16 protein-coding genes are annotated in these 16,567 nt (G+C 50.1%); 15 read left to right on the forward strand and 1 reads right to left on the reverse strand.

What is annotated here, in order from left to right; translation table 11 throughout:
• The first annotated feature begins 168 nt into the window (after positions 1 to 168).
• From sdhC to CWE23_RS08110, 13 genes are all read left to right on the forward strand, one after another.
• On the forward strand, positions 169 to 543 hold the full coding sequence (sdhC, locus tag CWE23_RS08050; protein WP_105306643.1) for a succinate dehydrogenase, cytochrome b556 subunit: 375 nt from the start codon (positions 169 to 171) through the stop codon (positions 541 to 543).
• A complete protein-coding gene (gene sdhD, locus CWE23_RS08055) occupies positions 537 to 884 on the forward strand; it encodes a succinate dehydrogenase, hydrophobic membrane anchor protein (RefSeq protein ID WP_105306642.1) in 348 nt (115 codons plus the stop codon). The genes sdhC and sdhD overlap by 7 nt, the downstream gene beginning before the upstream one ends.
• Complete coding sequence (gene sdhA / locus CWE23_RS08060; protein WP_105306641.1) at positions 885 to 2,651, forward strand: succinate dehydrogenase flavoprotein subunit; 1,767 nt, start codon at positions 885 to 887, stop codon at positions 2,649 to 2,651.
• A gap of 13 nt (positions 2,652 to 2,664) precedes the next feature.
• Entirely contained in the window at positions 2,665 to 3,378 is a 714-nt protein-coding gene (locus CWE23_RS08065; protein WP_105306640.1) for a succinate dehydrogenase iron-sulfur subunit, read from the forward strand.
• A 91-nt stretch (positions 3,379 to 3,469) separates the two neighbouring features.
• Entirely contained in the window at positions 3,470 to 6,274 is a 2,805-nt protein-coding gene (locus CWE23_RS08070) for a 2-oxoglutarate dehydrogenase E1 component (protein WP_105306639.1), read from the forward strand.
• 13 nt (positions 6,275 to 6,287) lie between these two features.
• Complete coding sequence (gene odhB / locus CWE23_RS08075) at positions 6,288 to 7,832, forward strand: 2-oxoglutarate dehydrogenase complex dihydrolipoyllysine-residue succinyltransferase (RefSeq protein ID WP_126819966.1); 1,545 nt, start codon at positions 6,288 to 6,290, stop codon at positions 7,830 to 7,832.
• A gap of 138 nt (positions 7,833 to 7,970) precedes the next feature.
• Positions 7,971 to 9,137: an ADP-forming succinate--CoA ligase subunit beta gene (gene sucC / locus CWE23_RS08080; protein ID WP_105306637.1), complete on the forward strand. Its 1,167-nt coding sequence runs from the start codon at positions 7,971 to 7,973 to the stop codon at positions 9,135 to 9,137.
• Positions 9,137 to 10,009: a succinate--CoA ligase subunit alpha gene (sucD, locus tag CWE23_RS08085; RefSeq protein ID WP_105306636.1), complete on the forward strand. Its 873-nt coding sequence runs from the start codon at positions 9,137 to 9,139 to the stop codon at positions 10,007 to 10,009. The genes sucC and sucD overlap by 1 nt, the downstream gene beginning before the upstream one ends.
• A gap of 181 nt (positions 10,010 to 10,190) precedes the next feature.
• Complete coding sequence (locus CWE23_RS08090) at positions 10,191 to 11,186, forward strand: response regulator (protein WP_126819967.1); 996 nt, start codon at positions 10,191 to 10,193, stop codon at positions 11,184 to 11,186.
• On the forward strand, positions 11,179 to 12,144 hold the full coding sequence (locus CWE23_RS08095; RefSeq protein WP_126820097.1) for a GGDEF domain-containing protein: 966 nt from the start codon (positions 11,179 to 11,181) through the stop codon (positions 12,142 to 12,144). Before CWE23_RS08090 ends, CWE23_RS08095 begins: the two co-directional genes overlap by 8 nt.
• 96 nt (positions 12,145 to 12,240) lie before the next feature.
• Positions 12,241 to 13,479 carry an acyl-CoA dehydrogenase family protein gene (locus tag CWE23_RS08100; protein ID WP_126819968.1) on the forward strand — a complete coding sequence of 413 codons (1,239 nt, stop codon included), beginning with the start codon at positions 12,241 to 12,243 and terminating at the stop codon, positions 13,477 to 13,479.
• A complete protein-coding gene (locus tag CWE23_RS08105) occupies positions 13,469 to 14,551 on the forward strand; it encodes a phosphotransferase family protein (RefSeq protein ID WP_126819969.1) in 1,083 nt (360 codons plus the stop codon). Before CWE23_RS08100 ends, CWE23_RS08105 begins: the two co-directional genes overlap by 11 nt.
• A gap of 27 nt (positions 14,552 to 14,578) precedes the next feature.
• Positions 14,579 to 15,349, forward strand: a complete 771-nt coding sequence (locus CWE23_RS08110; RefSeq protein ID WP_126819970.1) for an SDR family oxidoreductase — start codon at positions 14,579 to 14,581, stop codon at positions 15,347 to 15,349.
• Here CWE23_RS08110 and CWE23_RS08115 read toward each other — a convergent pair.
• Complete coding sequence (locus CWE23_RS08115) at positions 15,346 to 15,804, reverse strand: hypothetical protein (RefSeq protein WP_126819971.1); 459 nt, start codon at positions 15,802 to 15,804, stop codon at positions 15,346 to 15,348. The two genes, CWE23_RS08110 and CWE23_RS08115, sit on opposite strands and share 4 nt — an antisense overlap.
• 80 nt (positions 15,805 to 15,884) lie before the next feature.
• On the opposite strand from CWE23_RS08115, the gene CWE23_RS08120 reads away from it, so the two are divergent.
• Together CWE23_RS08120 and CWE23_RS08125 are read left to right on the forward strand one after the other, a co-directional pair.
• Positions 15,885 to 16,145, forward strand: coding sequence for a hypothetical protein (locus CWE23_RS08120; protein WP_105306629.1), 261 nt, complete (start codon positions 15,885 to 15,887; stop codon positions 16,143 to 16,145).
• Between the two features lie 13 nt (positions 16,146 to 16,158).
• Positions 16,159 to 16,554 carry a hypothetical protein gene (locus CWE23_RS08125; RefSeq protein ID WP_126819972.1) on the forward strand — a complete coding sequence of 132 codons (396 nt, stop codon included), beginning with the start codon at positions 16,159 to 16,161 and terminating at the stop codon, positions 16,552 to 16,554.
• Positions 16,555 to 16,567: the final 13 nt, after the last annotated feature.

A 16,567-nucleotide genomic window follows, 5' to 3' on the forward strand; every position in this document is an offset into this window, starting at 1 on the left:
TTACCTCAATAAATCCAAAACTTGTGCGTTTACGTTCCTTGTTTTGTCATTGTAATTGCTCATCAGGCTAGATATACTCACTGCCGTCGAGGTGGCATTGAAGTATACTGCAAATGCCCCGAGCAATCTTTTACATTTCTTTAGTGCTTTATTAAAAGGCAATCTATCGTGAAAAAAGAAAGACCTGTAAATTTAGATTTATCAACCATTCAACTTCCTGCCGCTGCCAAAGCATCCATTATTCACCGTGTTTCTGGTGTGGTTATGTTGATTGCACTGGCCTTCCTGATTTGGGCTTTTGCTACATCTTTATCTGGCCCCGAAGGTTTTGCACACGTCGAAAGCCTGATGACCAGCTTTGTCGCTAAGTTCATTGGCTGGGGTATTTTGACAGCGTTAGGATTCCACCTAATCATCGGTGTTCGCCACTGGGTGATGGATTTAGGTCACTGGGAAGAGCTTGAGTCAGGCCGTGCCAGCGCCAATATTTTCATCGTTCTGTCGATCATCTGGGCTGTACTGGTAGGAGTTTGGTTATGGTAAAAGCAGCTGGAACTTTTGGACGTAGCGGCTCGCATGACTACATCTTGTTGCGCGCTTCTTCGATCATTATTTTTCTATTCACTCTGTTCATGGTTGGCTTTTTCGCTGCTACCGCGGACGTCACTTACGAAAACTGGAGTGGATTGTTTGCCAATGTGTGGATGAAAGTGTTCACCTTGTTAACCCTGACGGCGGTGCTGATCCATGGTTGGATTGGAATTTGGCAGGTACTGACCGACTACGTTAAGGCGTCAGGCGTACGTGCTTTCATTCAATTCGTGTTCAGCGTCGGTTTGATCGTCGTTTGGCTCACTGGCTTGTTTGTACTGTGGGGTGCTTAAGTGAACGTTAAAACTTTAGAATTTGATGCAGTGGTGATCGGTGCCGGCGGTGCTGGCATGCGTGCAGCGCTGCAAATTTCACAAGAAGGTTTGAGCTGTGCGTTGATGTCGAAAGTGTTTCCAACGCGCTCTCACACCGTTTCTGCGCAGGGTGGTATTACGGTTGCGCTGGGTAACGCGCACGAAGACGACTGGCAATGGCACATGTTTGATACCGTCAAAGGTTCAGACTATATCGGTGACCAAGATGCCATCGAGTATATGTGTAAAGCGGGTCCTGAAGCCATCCTGGAAATGGAAAACCTGGGCTTACCGTTCTCTCGTTTTGAAAACGGTAAAATTTACCAGCGTCCGTTTGGCGGCCAATCGAAAGAATTCGGTGGCGAGCAGGCAGCACGTACTGCAGCTGCCGCTGATCGTACCGGCCATGCGTTGCTGCACTTGCTCTATCAGCAAAACGTAAAAAACAAAACCACCGTTTTCTCTGAGTGGTATGCACTGGATATCGTTAAAAACCAGGACGGCGCCGTTGTTGGTGTAACCACAATGGATATAGAGTCGGGTGAAGTCTACTTCGTAAAAGCCAAAGCGGTCGTTCTGGCAACCGGTGGTGCCGGTCGTATTTATGCGTCGACCACTAACGCGCACATCAATACCGGCGACGGTGTTGGTATGGCGTTGCGTGCCGGGGTTCCGGTGCAAGATATGGAAATGTGGCAGTTCCACCCAACCGGTATCGCCGGTGCGGGCTCTCTGGTAACCGAAGGTTGCCGTGGCGAAGGTGGCTATTTGCTGAACAAAGACGGCGAACGCTTCATGGAGCGTTATGCGCCGAACGCAAAAGATTTGGCGTCACGTGACGTTGTTTCGCGTGCAATGATGACCGAGATCCGCGAAGGCCGTGGTTGTGAAGGCCCGTGGGGCACGCACATTAAACTGAAGCTGGATCACTTAGGTAAAGAAACTTTAGAAAGCCGTCTACCGGGCGTGTGTGACCTGTCACGTACGTTTGCACACGTTGACCCAGTGAAAGAACCGATTCCGGTTATTCCAACCTGTCACTACATGATGGGTGGTATTCCAACAGATATCCACGGTCAGGTACTGACGGTGGATGATAACGGCCAGACCTCACACGTGAAAGGTTTGTTTGCCTGTGGTGAAATCGCCTGTGTATCAGTACACGGCGCTAACCGTCTTGGCGGTAACTCGTTGCTGGACCTGGTGGTATTCGGTCGTTCTACCGGTATGCACCTGGGTGAAAACCTGGCGGCGAATGTTGAAGCCCGCGAAGCCAGTGCCGACGATGTCGATGCAGCACTCGCACGTTTCAACCGTTGGGAAAACACGCAGAAAGGTGAAGACCCGGCACAAATCAAGAAAGATTTGCAGCAGTGCATGCAGATGAACTTCTCGGTATTCCGTGAAGGCGAAGCGATGAAAGAGGGCTTAACCGAGCTACGTGAAATCCGTGAGCGTCTGAAAAATGCACGTCTGGATGACACGTCGAAAGAATTCAACACGCAACGCGTTGAGTGCTTAGAGCTGGATAACCTGATGGAAACGGCTTACTCAACCGCCGTGGCTGCAAGCTTCCGTACTGAAAGTCGTGGCGCACACAGCCGTGCTGATTATCCGGATCGTGATGATGAGAACTGGTTGGTTCACACCATTTATCGTCCGGAAAAAGAAGACATGGTGACTCGCGAAGTCAATATGGCACCGAAGTTGCGTGAGGCTTTCCCTCCGAAAGCTCGTACCTACTAAGTTGGAGGGTGATATGAAAACGTATACATTTTCAATTTATCGCTACAACCCTGACGTCGATAACGCTCCTCATATGAAGGAGTACACGTTGGAAGTTGAAGATAATCAGGATTTGATGGTGCTTGAAGCACTGATCAAATTAAAAGAGCAAGATCCGACGTTAGCCTTCCGTCGTTCTTGCCGTGAGGGCGTATGCGGCTCTGACGGTATGAACATTAACGGTAAAAATGGCCTGGCTTGTATTACGCATCTGTCCGAGTTGAAATCGAATAAGATCGTTATCCGTCCATTACCAGGGTTACCGGTTATTCGTGACCTAATCGTGGACATGAGCCAGTTCTACAAGCAGTACGAGAAGATTAAGCCGTATTTGATCAACGATGACAAAACGCCACCTGCGCGTGAGCGTCTGCAGTCACCGGAAGACCGTGCTAAGCTTGATGGACTGTATGAATGTATCCTGTGTGCATGTTGTTCAACCTCATGCCCATCGTTCTGGTGGAATCCGGATAAATTCGTAGGTCCGGCCGGCCTATTACACGCTTATCGATTCTTGATCGACAGTCGTGATACGGCTACTGAAGAGCGCCTCGATGAATTGGACGATGCCTTTAGCGTCTTCCGTTGTCACGGTATCATGAACTGTGTCAATGTTTGTCCTAAAGGTCTTAACCCAACCAAGGCGATCGGTCACATCAAATCGATGTTGCTGAGCCGAGCGGTTTAACAGGAACAAACGATTGATGTTGTGAATAGCCATCCCAAGTCGGGTGGCTATTCTTTCATAGTTTGAGCAGAATGAGTGGAAAGGAAACGCAATGCAAGAGGGTGTAATGCGTGAATGGCTAGAATCTTCGCATCTAGCCGGAGGCAACGTCGCTTATATCGAACAACTGTTCGAGGCGTACCTCGATGATCCAACTGCAGTGAGTGATGAGTGGCGTAAACTGTTTGATTCGTTACCAAAAACTGACAGTGCAGTTGATGTTAAGCTGAGTGATGTTCGTGATGAGTTTCGAACACTTGCGAAAAACAAGCTTAAGCAAACAGGCACTGGCAGTGCTTCAGCCGATCAAAAACAAGTCAAAGTCCTGCAGCTGATAAACGCGTATCGTTTCCGCGGTCATCAACACGCAAATCTCGACCCGCTTGGATTGTGGAAGCAAGACAATGTTCCTGATTTGTCGCTTGATTTTCATGGTTTGACCAAAGACGATCTGGAACGCGAATTTAACGTGGGTTCGTTGGCCGTTGGCAGCGAAACCATGAAGTTGAAAGACATCCACAGCGCGCTGGAGTCAATCTACTGTGGTTCTGTCGGTGCCGAATACATGCACATTGTATCGACCGAAGAGAAGCGCTGGATTCAACAACGCCTAGAAGGTGTGCGTGGACAGCCTAAATTCAGCAAAGATCAACAGGTAAAAATTCTTCGCGAACTGATTTCTGCCGATGGTCTGGAAAAATACCTCGGTTCTAAATTCCCGGGCGCGAAACGTTTTTCACTGGAAGGTGGCGATAGCCTGGTGCCGTTGCTTAAAGCTCTGATTACCCGTTCGGGCGAGCAGGGCGCCAAGGAAGTTGTCATTGGTATGGCACACCGTGGTCGCCTCAACGTATTGGTTAACGTGCTGGGTAAAAAGCCACAGGATCTGTTTGACGAATTTGCCGGTAAACACAGCAATAACAAAGGCTCGGGTGATGTTAAGTATCACATGGGCTTCTCGTCTGACTTTGAAACGCCGGGCGGCGATGTCCACTTGGCTCTTGCTTTTAACCCGTCGCATCTGGAAATTGTTAACCCGGTAGTAATGGGTTCGGTGCGAGCGCGTATGGATCGGTTACAGGATCCAGAGGGCAAGAAAGTCCTGCCGATTACCATCCACGGCGATTCCGCCATTGCCGGACAGGGTGTGGTGCAGGAAACCTTTAACATGTCACAGACCCGTGCGTATCAGGTCGGTGGCTCGGTTCGAATCGTCATCAATAACCAGGTTGGTTTCACCACCTCGAAACGCGAAGATGCGCGTTCGACGCAGTATTGTACGGATATTGCGAAAATGGTGCAGGCGCCAATTTTCCACGTTAATGCTGATGACCCCGAAGCGGTTGTGTTTGTTACGCAATTGGCTTTGGATTATCGCAACACCTTCAAACGTGACGTTGTGATTGACTTGGTCTGTTACCGCCGTCATGGTCACAACGAGGCTGATGAGCCAAGCGCAACACAGCCATTGATGTACGCCAAAGTTAAGAAACACCCGGTTGCGCGCGAATTGTACGCGGAAAAACTGGCGTCGAGTAACGCTGTTTCTCAAGACGATGCTAAGCAGTGGGTTCAGGATTACCGTGATGCCTTAGATAAAGGCGAAGTGGTGGTTGACGAGCATCGCCCAATGCGTCAGCACTCGGTTGATTGGACGCCATACATCGGCAATGACTGGGATGTTGAGTACGACTACAAAGTTGATAGCGATACGCTCAAGCAATTAGGCGAGAAAATCGCGTCGTACCCGCAGGAACACAAGCTGAACTCGCGCGTGGCGAAGGTTTATCAGGAACGCCAAAAAATGGCCAAAGGCGAAAAGCCAATGGACTGGGGCTTTGCTGAGAGTCTTGCCTACGCGACACTGGTGAATGACAACATTCATATTCGTTTGACGGGTCAGGACTCGGGGCGTGGTACGTTCTTCCATCGTCACGCGGTGTTGCACAACCAAGACGATGCCAGTACTTATATGCCGCTGAATCACATCAAAGACGATCAGGGCAAAATTGAAATTTACGATTCAGTACTGTCAGAAGCGGCGGTATTGGCGTTTGAATACGGATATGCAACCGCGGAACCGAAATCACTGATCATGTGGGAAGCACAGTTTGGTGACTTCGCCAATGGCGCCCAGGTGGTTATCGACCAATTCCTGAGCTCCGGTGAGCAAAAGTGGGGACGTTTGTGTGGTTTAACGTTATTGTTGCCACATGGCTATGAAGGTCAAGGACCTGAGCACTCGTCCGCGCGGTTGGAGCGATTCCTGCAGTTGTCTGCGGATCATAACTGGTCTGTTTGTGTGCCGACAACGCCGGCACAGGTATTCCACATGATTCGTCGTCAGCAGTTACGGCCGGTACGTCGTCCGTTGGTTGTGATGACACCGAAATCCTTGTTGCGTCATCCATTAGCGATTTCTGAAATGGATGATTTGGCAAATACCGGTTTCCAGAACGCCATCGCCGAGATCGACGATTTAGATCCGAAGAAGGTAAAACGCGTTGTGATGTGTGCAGGTAAGGTGTACTACGATCTGTTGCAAGAGCGTCGTAATCGCGAACAGGATGATGTTGCCATTATCCGTATTGAACAACTGTATCCGTTCCCGGCTGAAGAAGTGGCCGAGATCATGAAAGATTATCAGCACGTCAAAGATTTTGTTTGGTGTCAGGAAGAGCCTCAGAACCAGGGTGCCTGGTATAGCAGCCAGCATCATTTCTGGGCGGCCATTCCGTCTGGTGCTCAATTAACTTACCGAGGTCGTGAAGCATCTGCGGCACCGGCTGTCGGTTACTTATCCGAGCACAACAAGCAACAACAAAAACTCGTTGACGAAGCGCTAACCATTAAATAGGTGAAGATGAACCATGGCGATTGATATTAAAGTTCCTCAATTACCCGAATCTGTTGCCGATGCCACCATCGCAACATGGCACGTAAAACCTGGCGATAAAGTGTCGCGTGACCAGAATCTGGTTGACATCGAAACCGACAAGGTAGTGCTGGAAGTTGTTGCAGAAGCTGACGGTGTGTTAGGCGAAATTATTGCCGACGAAGGCACCACGGTGACGGCAGAGGAAGTGATTGGTAAAATTGAAGAAGGCGACGCAGCTGCTGCCGACGAGTCTAAGTCTGACGCTAAATCAGACGAAAAATCGGCACAGCAAGACAGCAAAGCTGACAGCGGCTCCGACAACAAAGGCAGTGGCGAGAAGCTGAACGTAACCGTACCTCAGTTGCCGGAATCGGTTTCCGACGCGACCATCTCTGCATGGCATGTGAAAGAAGGCGATGCGGTTAAACGTGATCAGAATCTGGTTGATATTGAAACCGATAAAGTGGTGCTGGAAGTGGTTGCACCCGCTGACGGCGTATTGGTCGAAATCAAACACGATGAAGGCGCAACCGTTGGCGCTGATGATGTTATTGGTATCGTTGAAGCGGGAGCCAGCGCTGGCAGTTCCGACAGCAAAGCGGACGCGAAAGCGGACACATCAGCGGACAATAAAGACGCTGACGAAGGCGACAGCGAAGTTGCCGGTCCGGCGGTACGCCGTTTATTGGGTGAGCACGGACTTAAGCCAAGTGACGTTAAGGGCACGGGCAAAGGTGGTCGTGTGACCAAAGAAGATGTTGAAAAACACATCAAAGGTCAGTCGGCGAAATCAGAGCAAAGCAGCAAGCCACAGGCACAGCCTGCGACAGCCGGTGATCGTGATCAAAAACGTGTACCAATGACGCGTTTGCGTAAGCGGATTGCTGAGCGATTATTGCAAGCTAAGAACGACACCGCCATGTTGACGACCTTTAACGAGATCAACATGAAGCCGATCATGGACTTACGTAAAAAGTACAAAGACGTGTTTGAAGAAACACACGGTACGCGTCTTGGCTTTATGGGCTTTTACGTGAAAGCGGTAACCGAAGCACTGAAACGCTTCCCTGACGTTAACGCATCCATCGACGGTGACGACATCGTATACCACAACTACTTTGACGTCAGTATTGCGGTATCAACGCCACGTGGCCTGGTAACGCCGGTATTGCGCGACACCGACAAAATGTCCATTGCGGACATGGAAAACGGTATTCGCGATCTGGCCATTAAAGGCCGTGACGGTAAGTTGACGCTGGAAGAAATGCAAGGCGGTAACTTCACCATCACTAACGGTGGTGTGTTTGGCTCATTGTTGTCGACACCTATTCTTAACCCACCACAAAGCGCGATTCTGGGTATGCATAAAATCCAGGAGCGTCCAATGGTGGTGGACGGTAAGATCGAAATCTTGCCAATGATGTACTTAGCTCTGTCTTATGACCATCGTATTATCGACGGTAAAGAATCGGTAGGCTTCCTGGTCACCGTTAAAGAGCTACTAGAAGATCCTCAACGTCTTATCCTGGATATCTAAAGACGCTGAGCCGCAGCCGCAACGTCAATTTTGACTTGCGGCTGTTATTTTTGTGCCGTTTTCGTTAAAATTCGGCGCGGTATTCGGGTAAGCAGCAGGTAAGCTGCTTTTGTTGTTTCAACGAATCGGAAGAGCATCATGAATTTGCATGAGTATCAGGGTAAGCAACTCTTTAAAGAGTTTGGTTTGCCAGTATCTGAAGGTTTTGCCTGTGACACAGCTGATGAAGCTGTCGAAGCAGCAAAGCGTATTGGCGGTGACACTTGGGTTGTAAAATGTCAGGTTCACGCAGGTGGCCGTGGTAAAGCGGGCGGCGTGAAGTTGGTTAAGAGCCTGGATGACGTACGTGCGTTTGCAGAGCAGTGGTTAGGTAAAAACTTAGTAACTTTCCAGACCGACGAAAAAGGTCAGCCGGTTGCTAAGATTTTAGTTGAAAGCTGCACCGACATCGCTGACGAACTGTACCTGGGTGCAGTGGTTGACCGTGGTTCACGTAAAATCGTGTTCATGGCGTCAACAGAAGGCGGCGTAGAAATCGAGAAAGTTGCAGAAGAAACGCCGGAAAAAATTCTTAAAGCGGAAATCGACCCAACCGTAGGCGCACAGCCTTACCAAGGTCGTGAACTGGGCTTTAAATTGGGCCTGACCCCGGATCAAGTGAAGCAGTTCACGAAGATCTTCCTGGGTCTTGCTGAAATGTTCGAAAAATACGACCTGGCGTTGTTAGAAATCAACCCATTGGTTATCACGGACGAAGGCAACCTGCACTGTCTGGACGCGAAAGTCGGAATCGACAGCAACGCGCTGTATCGTCAGCCTAAGATCCGCGAAATGCACGATCCTTCACAGGACGACGCGCGTGAAGCTGAAGCGGCGAAATGGGAACTGAACTACGTAGCACTTGATGGCAACATCGGCTGTATGGTTAACGGTGCCGGCCTGGCAATGGGTACCATGGACATCGTTAAACTGAGCGGTGGCGAGCCTGCTAACTTCCTTGACGTTGGTGGCGGTGCGACCAAAGAACGTGTTTCTGAAGCGTTCAAAATCATCCTGTCTGACAGCTCTGTGAAAGCCGTATTGGTTAACATCTTCGGTGGTATCGTACGTTGCGATATGATCGCAGAAGGTATCATCGGCGCGGTTGAAGAAGTCGGCGTTAAAGTACCAGTAGTTGTTCGCCTTGAAGGTAACAACGCGGAACTGGGTACACAGAAATTGAACGAAAGTGGCCTTAACATTATCGCGGCAGAAAGCTTGTCTGACGCTGCTGATAAAGTGGTTGCTGCGGCAGGAGGTCAATAATGAGCATTTTGATCGATAAAAACACCAAAGTAATCTGCCAGGGTTTCACTGGCGGTCAGGGTACGTTCCACTCTGAGCAAGCAATTGCTTACGGTACGCAAATGGTTGGCGGTGTAACACCGGGTAAAGGCGGTCAAGAGCACTTAGGCCTGCCTGTATTCAACACCGTAAAAGAAGCGGTAGCAGCAACTGGCGCAACGGCATCAGTTATCTACGTACCGGCACCGTTCTGTAAAGATTCAATCATCGAAGCCGCCGACGCTGGTATCGAATTGATTGTTTGTATTACCGAAGGTATCCCTACGTTGGATATGCTGTACGTTAAAGAATACCTGACGCACAAAGGCGTGCGCATGATCGGTCCAAACTGTCCGGGTGTTATCACGCCGGACGAGTGCAAAATCGGCATCATGCCTGGCCACATCCACAAGAAAGGTAAAGTGGGTATCGTGTCACGTTCAGGTACATTGACGTACGAAGCGGTTAAGCAGACGACTGACGCTGGTTTTGGCCAGTCTACCTGTGTTGGTATCGGTGGTGACCCGATCCCTGGTTCAAACTTCATCGATATTCTGGAACTGTTCGAAAAAGATCCAGAAACTGAAGCTATCGTGATGATCGGTGAGATCGGCGGTACTGCGGAAGAAGAAGCGGCTGAGTACATCAAAAACCACGTTACTAAGCCGGTTGTGTCTTACATCGCTGGTGTTACTGCACCTCCGGGCAAACGTATGGGCCACGCTGGTGCCATCATTGCTGGCGGTAAAGGTACGGCAGACGAGAAGTTTGCTGCGCTTGAAGCGGCAGGCGTTAAAACGGTACGTAGCCTTGCCGATATCGGTAAAGCGGTTGCAGAAAAAACCGGTTGGTAAGCACTCATTCAGAGTACTAAAAACCCGGCGTTTACGCCGGGTTTTTTATTGGCTGCTCATCAGGATGCTGCGAGAGTTCCTCAAGAAGATCAAAATTCATGCAACGTAAAAGTGTTAAGATGCTGTAAATAATGCTATTTTAGCCACCCCAAGATGCTCATTTTTAAAACAAAGAACGGTCATGAAACTCGTTATATGTGATGACTCCAAGTTAGCACGCAAAAGCCTCGAGCGGGCGCTGCCGGATTACTGGGATGTGGATATTCGCTTTGCTGAGAACGGAGCTGAGGCGCTGCAACTGATCGAGCAGGGTCTGTGCGAATTATTATTGTTGGATTTAACCATGCCGGTGATGGACGGCTTCGCCGTGCTTGAAGCCATTCGTGATAACGATTTTAATTGTTTAACCATTGTGGTGTCAGGCGATGTGCAGGCTAGTTCACGTCAACGAGTGAGACAATTGGGGGCGCTGGGATTCATCAAAAAGCCCATTAATGCCAGTGAATTGACCGCGCTACTGACGGAATATGGCCTCATTCAGGAGTTACTTGGCGAGGGCCACGCCCGCGAATTAAAAGCTACGCAGCGATTGGATGCGCTTGATGTTATCAGTGAAGTGTCTAACGTGGCGTTAGGCGAAGCCGGTAGCCTGTTGTCAGAAATGCTTGGTACTGAAGTCGAACTGCCGGTGCCCAAGGTGGCGTTCAGTGACTACAGCGAACTGTTGCAAAATTTAGGCATGAACGCGCAAGCCCGGGTCAATGCGGTATCCGAAGGCTTTGTTGGCAATGCCATCGCCGGCGAAGCGATACTGTTCGTTAATAACCGCACCTACCATCAGTTACCGGAAAAGTTGGCTGACTATCATCAACACCGTTTTAGCGACGAATACCAGAGTTTACTGCTTGATGCAGCCTCGTTAATGATCGCCGGTTTTTTACAACGCTTCTCGTTGCAGTTGGATCTCGAACTGAATACCAGTCAGCCGGCGATTGTCGCACTGAATTGCCCACTTTATGACGTGTTTAAGGCGTCCGTCAAAGATAAACGGGTGCTGTTCATCGATATCGACTATCACATCCCGGCCTATGAATTCAGTTGCGACTTGCTGGTTATCTTTAGTGAGGCTTCGGGGGCTGTACTTGAAGAGCGAGCGGGGTATTTAATTGATGCGTAAAACCGAGCTGTCCGTCAACAGTTTACACTGGATCTTACAGATTCTGCAGAACATCGAAGTTGGTTTGGTGGTGTTCGACCGTGACTACCGCGTCGAAGTCTGGAATGGCTTTATGGAAAACCATAGTGGTATCAGCAGCAGTAAAGCCAAAGGCGTAACGCTGTTTGAGCTACTTCCGGCGTTACCCAGAACCTGGTTTAGCTATAAAACCGAATCGGTTTTCAAGCTGGGCGTGCAGGCACACTGCAATTGGCAGCAGGAGCCGCATAGTATGAGGTTCGAGCATATTCGCCCATTCACGTCGCAGTCAGAATTGATGTTCCAGAACATCACCCTGTTTCCGCTGTTTTCCTCCGATAAAGAGGTCGAGCGGGTATGTGCGGTGATTTATGACGTGAGCGAAGAAGCAACCAATATGTTGCAGTTACAGTCATTAAGCCGTACCGATGCGTTAACGGAACTGTTTAATCGTGGCCACTGGCAAAGCTTGTTCGAGCAGGAGTACGCTCGCTGTCGTCGTTATAACGACAAGGCAGCCATTATTCTATTGGACATCGACCACTTTAAGGCGGTGAATGATAACTATGGGCACCCGGTTGGCGATAAGGCAATTCAGCTGATTGCCCAGCAGATTCGTGAAACCTACCGTGAAACAGATTTGTGTGGACGATATGGGGGTGAGGAGTTTGCCATCTTGTTACCGCATACAACGATTGATGATGCCTGCTCGGTTGCCGAACGGTTACGCCAACGGGTAGAGCAAACCACCTTTGAGTACGAGGTGGACGGTGAGCAGGGAAGTCTGTCCGTGACCATTAGCCTTGGGGTTGCTGAATTCAGCCGTGCATACAAAGATCCTGAACAATGGCTGGAGGCGGCCGACAAGGCACTCTACGAGGCTAAGGAAAGTGGCAGAAACCAGGTGCGCAAAGCGGTCGCCCCTGATCATGGTCAGTAACAGACGACGAATGGTGGGGGAAAGCCGATTAAACACTTGTTTGAAATCCAATTAGCTGTCTAGAATGGGTTATCGTTACTCATTGGGATCAGCATCATGGACTTTTCCTACAGTCAGAAAACCAAAGATTATCTGCAACGACTCGACCGCTTCATGCGCGAGTTTGTAGAGCCTTATGAAAGTCAGTATCAAAAAGAAAACTACCGCTTAAATGCCTCGCCAAACTGGCGCGATTGGCAAGTTCCCCCACGGGTTGAAGAACTCAAACAAATGGCCCGCGAGCAAGGGCTCTGGAATTTGTTTCTGCCGGACGAAGAACTGGGTGCCGGGCTGTCAACCTTGGAATACGCGCCGCTGGCAGAACGCATGGGCGGCAGCCTGCTGGCACCTGAAATTTTTAACTGTAATGCACCCGATACCGGCAATATGGAAGTGCTTTATCACTTTGGCAATAAAGCGCAGCAAAAACGCTGGTTACAACCTCTACTTGACGGCGAAATACGGTCAGTATTTTGTATGACCGAGCCGGATGTGGCGTCGTCGGATGCCACCAATATGCAGACCACCATCGTCGCTGATGGTGACGAGTGGGTGATTAACGGGCGTAAGTGGTGGAGCACCGGCCTGGGGCATCCTAACGCAGAGATCGCCATCGTCATGGGATTAACCGACGAAGAGGCGGATAAGCACCAGCGTCATTCTATGATTTTGGTACCGCTCAACAGCAGCGGCGTCACCATTGAACGTATGTTACCGGCATTGGGCGAATACGATGCCCCCTATGGTCATGGTGAGGTGGTATTTGATCAGGTCAGAGTACCAAAAGATAACATCATTGTTGGCCCCGGCGCTGGTTTCAAAATTGCTCAAGGGCGCCTTGGTCCGGGTCGCATCCACCATTGCATGCGAGCGCTTGGCGCCGCCGAACGGGCATTGCAATTGTTTATTGAGCGGGGCGTGTCACGCATCGCCTTTGGTCAACCGCTGTTAAAACTGGGCGGCAACACGGAGCGTTTGGCCGATTTACGGGTAGCTATCGATCAGGCTCGTTTAATGACACTTTATGCCGCCTGGCAAATCGACAATATCGGCGCACTAAAAGCGATTAAGGAGATTTCGGCGATTAAATTGATTGCACCTTCGGTACTGCAAAAGGTGGTGGATGAAACCATGCAACTGTATGGCGGTGCGTCGATGTGCCACGATACGCCATTACCCGGACTGCTGGCGGTGGCGAAATCGTTGCGTATTGCCGACGGCCCGGATGCGGTGCATCGGGCAACCATCGCCAAAGCCGAACTGAAACAATGGCAGGGACGACAACATGACAGTTGATGTATTGGACAAAGCCAGCGAAGTCAGAGACGAGGAAACACTGCCGGTGGCGGCACTGGATGCCTGGCTGGTAGAACATATCAAGGACGAGTTGCCGCAACCGCGCGGTGAGCTGAAGGTTACTCAATACACAGGCGGTGCATCGAACTGGACCTACCGGCTTGACTATGATGGACTGGCGTTGGTGTTACGACGCCCGCCGGCCGGTACCAAGGCAAAATCAGCCCATGACATGGGGCGCGAATATCGATTGCAGAAAAAATTGCGTCCGGCCTTTCCTTATGTGCCGAACATGTTGGCGCATTGTACCGATGAGTCGGTGATTGGAGCCGAATTCTACGTGATGGAACACGTCAGTGGCATTATCCCGCGCCGGCGCTTCCCAAAGGGTCTTGAGTTGTCGCCGGAGCAGGCCAGACAGTTAAATCTGAACGCGCTGGATAAGCTGATTGAACTGCATCAGGTTGACTTAGACAGCACCGGATTGCGTAGTATTGCGAAAGGGGCTGGATACACCGAACGACAAATTAATGGCTGGTGCGGACGCTATCAAAAAGCGAAAACCTGGAATGTGTTTGGCGCCGAGCCGGTTATGCGCTGGTTGCAGGACAACAAGCCGGCGACGGAGACCATTTGTCTGACTCACAATGATTTTCGTTTAGACAACCTGATTTTGGATCCACAGCAGCCCACTGCCATCATCGGTATTCTCGACTGGGAGCTGGCAACTCTGGGCAACCCCTTGATGGATCTTGGTAATGCGCTTGCGTACTGGATTGAGGCCGGTGACGATCGTATCGCACGGGCGACAAAACGTCAGCCAAGTGATTATCCCGGCATGCTGACTCGTCAGCAAATCATTGAATACTATTGCGAGAAAACCGGGGTTAACGTTGATGATTTCGCGTTTTATGAAGTCTTCGGACTGTTTCGTTTAGCGGTCATTGCACAGCAGATCTATTACCGTTACCACCACAAACAGACTCGCAACAAAACCTTTAAAAACTTTTGGTTTTTAGTGAATTACTTGCTGTGGCGGTGTCGTCGACGGATTGCACAACAGCCAAAATAATAACAATTAAAAGAGACATGGACTGATATGGAACAACAGCGTAACACCATTTTGATTACTGGAGCCAGTTCGGGGTTGGGCGAGGGCATGGCGCGGGAATTCGCCAAACAGGGAAAAAATCTGTGCCTGTGCGCCCGCCGCATTGACCGTCTGCAACAACTGCAAACTGAACTGCAGCAGAGCTATCCTGCCATCAAGGTCGGGATAAAGGTGCTGGATGTGAATCAACACGACGACGTGTTTCGTGTGTTTGATGAATTTAAACAGGAATTTGGTCAAATTGACCGTTTTATCATCAATGCCGGAATGGGCAAGGGGGCGGCGCTCGGAACCGGTTACTTTCAGGCCAATAAGGCAACCGCAGAAACCAATTTTGTTGCCGCCTTGGCACAATGCGAAGCTGCTATGACCATACTGCGGGACCAGCAGCAGGGGCACTTAGTCACCATTTCTTCGATGAGCGCGTTTCGAGGTATGCCGCGGGCTATGACCGTTTATGCCGCGACCAAAGCCGGACTGGCGTCACTGACCGAAGGCATTCGGGCAGACTTGATGAAAAGTTATGGCAGTAACAGCCCAATCAAAGTGAGTACCATTTATCCGGGCTACATTCGTTCGGAAATCAATGAAAAGGTGAAAAACACACCCTTCATGGTCGACACCGAAACCGGTTGCCGACTGCTGGCTGCGGCCATTAATAAGGAACCGGTTAAAGCCTATGTGCCGCGCTGGCCATGGGCGTTGATGGCCTTTTTAATGAAGCGGCTGCCGCTTAAGTGGGTGCTAAAACTGACTTAATCGCTGCGGCAGCTGGCGCTGGGTTGGTTGTCAATATCGACCGCCAGTGTCTGGCTTTGGCCATTCAGGTCTTTGTAAATAAAGACCGGCTCGGCCAAATTCATTTCGCCCTTATCACCATCGTGTGCCACATGCAGTGTCTGCCGCTCTAACGTCAGTTGCAGGCACTGCGGTGAGGTGGTGGTCAGCATTCGTTGCCAGCGATCCGACGCCGGTTCAACCAGCCAAAGCTCATGTCCCTGCCAGCTTTTGTTGCTGCCTCGCTGACAATAATAGTGATGAATTTCGGCCGCGTTTTCCTCGGTTTGCAGCAAGCGTTGCATACTGCAGTCGGTGTCGTTGGGCAGCGGCGGTTCCATCGCCGTGTACTGGTATACGATGACGCTGGTCACGATAAGTGCAAAGGTTGCACCGGCAGCGAGCAAAATTAGGGCAACTTTTTTTATCAGGCTCATGTGTTGTAAAACTTTTATGGTAATGGAAAAGACGCTATCGTAATGCTACGACCAAAGAACAATAACAACAAGGAGTCTTTATGTGGCAACGTGTATCCGCCATCTTAATTACCATCATTGGCTTACTGATGGCCGTATTGGGCGTAGTCAGTGAAAACGACTCGAGCATCCGAATTATCGGTGCGGTGATTATGTTGGCAGGTGTTATCTGGTTATATCGACAACCACTGCCTTCCAAACAGCATTCGGGGGATATCCCGCCGCTGCGTTGGTATCAATCACCGTTATTGTGGCTCCCGATCATCGCTATTGTTTTATTTTTAATCAGCTTGGCACTGTAGGACCCAGCTTACAATGAATCTATCGAAACGTATTGTGATATTAGCCGGCGCTGTCGGCCTGTTTTTTTACACCGCCACACAGGATCAGTTGGTGGCCTCTATCGCCGATTATCAACTGGGTTGGTATAAGCTTGGCGTACCCATCGCCTGGGGATTGGTGTTGGGGGGCTTATTTGCCTTATTAAAGTTGCAGCGGCTGGAATCCTGGCTTGGACCCATAACCTTGGTTGCGCAGGGCATTACGACGATGGGACTGACCGGTGCGGCAGCCATTTTCGCCAAGCACCAGTTGTTGGTGTTGATGCTACCATCGTTGCAAATTGCCACCATCGGTATCGGTCTGTACCTGTTTTGTGTCAGTTTTACGCGCCTGCTCGGCGATGTCGAAGCGCGTAAAAAAGGCTCTTGATTTGTGCTAGACT

The organism is Idiomarina aquatica, from assembly GCF_003987185.1.
In the GTDB taxonomy this organism is placed as follows: domain Bacteria; phylum Pseudomonadota; class Gammaproteobacteria; order Enterobacterales; family Alteromonadaceae; genus Idiomarina; species Idiomarina aquatica.

Coding starts and splice junctions, on each gene's coding strand:
- CWE23_RS08110 (WP_126819970.1), top strand. CDS start 14,579: ATGGAACAACAGCGTAACACCATTTTGATTACTGGAGCCAGTTCGGGG.
- odhB (WP_126819966.1), top strand. CDS start 6,288: ATGGCGATTGATATTAAAGTTCCTCAATTACCCGAATCTGTTGCCGAT.
- sucC (WP_105306637.1), top strand. CDS start 7,971: ATGAATTTGCATGAGTATCAGGGTAAGCAACTCTTTAAAGAGTTTGGT.
- sdhD (WP_105306642.1), top strand. CDS start 537: ATGGTAAAAGCAGCTGGAACTTTTGGACGTAGCGGCTCGCATGACTAC.
- CWE23_RS08125 (WP_126819972.1), top strand. CDS start 16,159: ATGAATCTATCGAAACGTATTGTGATATTAGCCGGCGCTGTCGGCCTG.
- CWE23_RS08100 (WP_126819968.1), top strand. CDS start 12,241: ATGGACTTTTCCTACAGTCAGAAAACCAAAGATTATCTGCAACGACTC.
- CWE23_RS08095 (WP_126820097.1), top strand. CDS start 11,179: ATGCGTAAAACCGAGCTGTCCGTCAACAGTTTACACTGGATCTTACAG.
- CWE23_RS08065 (WP_105306640.1), top strand. CDS start 2,665: ATGAAAACGTATACATTTTCAATTTATCGCTACAACCCTGACGTCGAT.
- sucD (WP_105306636.1), top strand. CDS start 9,137: ATGAGCATTTTGATCGATAAAAACACCAAAGTAATCTGCCAGGGTTTC.
- CWE23_RS08105 (WP_126819969.1), top strand. CDS start 13,469: ATGACAGTTGATGTATTGGACAAAGCCAGCGAAGTCAGAGACGAGGAA.
- CWE23_RS08115 (WP_126819971.1), bottom strand. CDS start 15,804: ATGAGCCTGATAAAAAAAGTTGCCCTAATTTTGCTCGCTGCCGGTGCA.
- CWE23_RS08070 (WP_105306639.1), top strand. CDS start 3,470: ATGCAAGAGGGTGTAATGCGTGAATGGCTAGAATCTTCGCATCTAGCC.
- CWE23_RS08090 (WP_126819967.1), top strand. CDS start 10,191: ATGAAACTCGTTATATGTGATGACTCCAAGTTAGCACGCAAAAGCCTC.
- CWE23_RS08120 (WP_105306629.1), top strand. CDS start 15,885: ATGTGGCAACGTGTATCCGCCATCTTAATTACCATCATTGGCTTACTG.